The organism is Neisseria sp. HMSC074B07 (assembly GCF_001810355.1).
GTDB lineage: Bacteria > Pseudomonadota > Gammaproteobacteria > Burkholderiales > Neisseriaceae > Neisseria.
The window spans coordinates 1-3,376 of sequence record NZ_KV800938.1; the positions used below are offsets into that span (position 1 = coordinate 1).

The window sequence follows — 3,376 nt, forward strand, 5'->3', positions numbered from 1 at the left end:
ATTTGGGGGCCAGTTCAGTTTTCAGACGACCTTTCTTTATCCAATCTGGTGCCGGAGAAGGGAATCGAACCCCCGACCTTCGCGTTACGAATGCGCTGCTCTACCGACTGAGCTACACCGGCACGGTGTTCGTTATCATATACATAAACGGTATGTTCGGCAAGTTCGCATTTCCCGATAAGGTTGTTGCTCGGTGAAAATATATGCCGTGTTTTCAGACGACCTCTTTTAAAAGGGTCGTATGGGGATATTGTTTTGATGCCTTGCTTTCCATCCCTTCCGCCCGCACGGAAACGGCAATGGGTTGGGCAGGTTTATCCGGAATCGGCAAGCTGTCAGCCTCCGCCCGAATATATAGTGGATTAACTTTAAATCAGGACAAGGGACGAAGCCACAGACAGTACGGCAAGGCGAGGCAACGCCGTACTGGTTTAAAGTTAAGCCACTATAATATTTAAAGGTTAACAAAAAGCGCGAGGCAAAGGATATGGATGCAGGAGGGCGTGGCGGTAAACAAAAGGTCGTCTGAAACCGGAAATCCGGTTTCAGACGACCTTTTTTCATATCGATACATTAGGCAAAGCTAAACGCAGAAGAGCTTTAATTAACAGCCGATAAGATGGCGTAAAGGCTTGGGGCATCTACGCATAATTCTTCTTTTTCCGAGCGGTAGCAGGTCCAGCTTTTGCCTTTTAAGGTACGCTCGGAGGTGGTGTAAGTCTTGTTATTCATCAGTTTGGTCGAATGAGTCCATTTTCCGCCTGTCGAGTTGGATTCTTTCGTTTTCATAAAGGCTTCATACGAAAAAACAATCGTTTTTCCATTTTTCAATTTGTACTCTTCCCCGTTCCCCGCGATATAGCCGCCGCGTTTTTCATCATAGACTTGTGCGCTTTCCCAAGCCAGGCTGCTGCAAGCCGTTGTTTGCGGTTGGCTGTTTGGGGCGGTCAAATCTTGGTATGTGCAAGTCAACTTGTCTGATGAGTAGGTGTGGCTGGCATAGGCAGCCGTAGACAAAAACAGGATGGTAAAAAATATTCTTTTCATTTTGGCTTACCTTTTAAAAATCAAAACGATACGGAGTAAAACGGCCTTATTCCACTTGGGAACGATGCGGCACTCCGAATAGCAGAAACCGAGAAGACGGGTATTGTACTTCCATCCGCGGAACACGTCAGCAAACCTTATTCGATTATCACGTTTTCAGACGACCTTGCCGCGCAAAATACGCTACAATACGCCCTATTTCAAGTTTCTAAAATTAAAAGGAAAATTCAATGTTCAGCTTCTTCCGCCGCAAGAAAAAACAGGAAACGCCCGCTCAAGAAGAAACCCGCATTCAGGAAACCGCCGCCGAAGCCGTAGAGAACGCTGAAGCTGCCGTTTCGCAAACGCTTGAAACGGTTCAGGAAAATATCGGCGAAAAAGCGGAAGAGCTGACGGCGGCAGTCGAAACGGCGGTAGAAAGTGCCAAAGAGCGCACCGAAGAAATCTGCGAGACTGTGGTTGAACATGTTTCCGAAACGGTCGAACACGTCCGCGAGGCAGTCGGCGAAACGTCGTCTGAAACGGTCGAAAAAGTGGAAGAACGCGTGGAAGCGGTCAGCGACGGGTCGTCTGAAACCGCAGAAGCTGTCGAAGCCTTAGAAACCCAAGCTGAAGCCGCGCCTGCCGCATCCGAAGAACATTCCGTAGCAGCCTTTGAAAATACAGCCGTCGCCACGTCGTCTGAAACCTCTGAGCCATCCGAAACCGAACCCAAACTCGGCTGGGCGGCGCGTTTGAAACAGGGTTTGACCAAATCGCGCGACAAAATGGCGAAATCGCTGGCGGGCGTGTTCGGCGGCGGGCAAATCGACGAAGATTTGTACGAAGAGCTGGAAACCGTGCTGATTACCAGCGACATGGGCATGGAAGCGACGGAATACCTGATGAAAGACGTGCGCAACCGCGTCAGCCTTAAGGGGCTGAAAGACGGCAACGAGTTGCGCGGCGCATTGAAAGAAGCCTTGTACGACCTGATTAAGCCGTTGGAAAAACCGCTGGTCTTGCCCGACACGAAAGAGCCGTTCGTCATCATGCTGGCGGGCATCAACGGCGCGGGCAAAACCACTTCCATCGGCAAACTCGCCAAATATTTCCAAGCGCAGGGCAAATCCGTGCTGCTTGCCGCCGGCGACACTTTCCGCGCCGCCGCTCGCGAGCAGCTTCAAGCATGGGGCGAACGCAACAACGTTACCGTCATCTCGCAAACCACGGGCGATTCCGCCGCCGTCTGCTTCGATGCCGTCCAAGCCGCCAAAGCGCGCGGCATCGACATCGTGCTGGCCGACACCGCCGGCCGCCTGCCCACGCAGCTTCATTTGATGGAAGAAATCAAAAAAGTGAAGCGCGTTTTGCAAAAAGCCATGCCTGACGCGCCGCACGAAATCATCGTCGTCCTCGATGCCAACATTGGGCAAAACGCCGTCAACCAAGTCAAAGCCTTTGACGAAGCGTTAGGACTAACCGGTCTGATTGTGACCAAACTCGACGGTACGGCCAAAGGCGGCATCCTCGCCGCGCTTGCCTCCGACCGCCCCGTCCCCGTCCGCTACATCGGCGTGGGCGAAGGCATAGACGATTTGCGCCCGTTTAACGCGCGCGCTTTTGTGGACGCGTTGTTGGACTAAGCCCAATCGGGCAACAGTCCGATAACGAAAAATCCCGATACGGCAAAATGCCTGCGGATGCGTTTTGATTCAATACAGCCATTTTGCCGAACCATGAAAAAGGTCGTCTGAAACCGGAAAACAGGTTTCAGACGACCTTTGTTTGATGTGGCGGACGAAATAGCGCTGCCGTCAATTGGTGCAACGCCTATTTCCTCCTGCCGAAAAAGGCGAAAACCGTTTGAAAGCAACCCTTACGGAGACAAGTAGCTTTACAAACGGTTTTCAGGTCGGCCTAGCGACCCACCAACGGTTATTATACCAACATCATGCTTTTTTGACAAACTCTGATTTCAAATTCATCGCGCTGCCGTCGATTTTGCAACCGATATTGTGGTCGCCTTCTTGCAGGCGTATGCCTTTTACCTTGGTTCCTTGCTTGATGACCATGGAGCTGCCTTTGACTTTGAGGTCTTTAATCAGGACGACGGTGTCGCCGTCTTGCAACACCGCGCCGTTGGCATCTTTGACGCTCATGGTTTCTTCTGCGGCTTCGCCGTCGTTTTCCGTCCATTCAAACGCGCATTCGGGACAGATGTATTGGCTGCCGTCTTCGTAGGTGTATTCGGATTGGCATTGCGGGCAAGGTGGGAGGGACATGGTGGGGATTCCTTTGGTTGAGAAGCGGGGAATTATAGTGGATTAAAATAAAAATGAGACAAGGC

The 3,376-nt window shown here is 51.5% G+C and carries 3 protein-coding genes and 1 tRNA gene; 1 reads left to right on the forward strand and 3 read right to left on the reverse strand.

All coding sequences use genetic code 11. The features are described from left to right. Positions 1–46: 46 nt before the first annotated feature. Positions 47–122, reverse strand: a tRNA-Thr gene (locus tag HMPREF2726_RS06650). A gap of 478 nt (positions 123–600) precedes the next feature. Next, on the reverse strand, positions 601–1,047 hold the full coding sequence (locus tag HMPREF2726_RS06655) for a hypothetical protein (protein WP_009312597.1): 447 nt from the start codon (positions 1,045–1,047) through the stop codon (positions 601–603). Positions 1,048–1,277: 230 nt separating this feature from the next. Between HMPREF2726_RS06655 and ftsY the strand changes: the two genes are divergently transcribed. Further along, positions 1,278–2,672 carry a signal recognition particle-docking protein FtsY gene (ftsY, locus tag HMPREF2726_RS06660; protein WP_009312595.1) on the forward strand — a complete coding sequence of 465 codons (1,395 nt, stop codon included), beginning with the start codon at positions 1,278–1,280 and terminating at the stop codon, positions 2,670–2,672. A 306-nt stretch (positions 2,673–2,978) separates the two neighbouring features. On the opposite strand, the gene HMPREF2726_RS06665 is transcribed toward ftsY, so the two are convergent. Beyond that, a complete protein-coding gene (locus HMPREF2726_RS06665; protein ID WP_003779677.1) occupies positions 2,979–3,311 on the reverse strand; it encodes a zinc ribbon domain-containing protein YjdM in 333 nt (110 codons plus the stop codon). Between the last annotated feature and the right edge of the window lie 65 nt (positions 3,312–3,376).

Excerpts from the sequence above, each read along its gene's own strand:
- HMPREF2726_RS06655 (WP_009312597.1), bottom strand. The coding sequence starts at position 1,047 with ATGAAAAGAATATTTTTTACCATCCTGTTTTTGTCTACGGCTGCCTAT.
- ftsY (WP_009312595.1), top strand. The coding sequence starts at position 1,278 with ATGTTCAGCTTCTTCCGCCGCAAGAAAAAACAGGAAACGCCCGCTCAA.
- HMPREF2726_RS06665 (WP_003779677.1), bottom strand. The coding sequence starts at position 3,311 with ATGTCCCTCCCACCTTGCCCGCAATGCCAATCCGAATACACCTACGAA.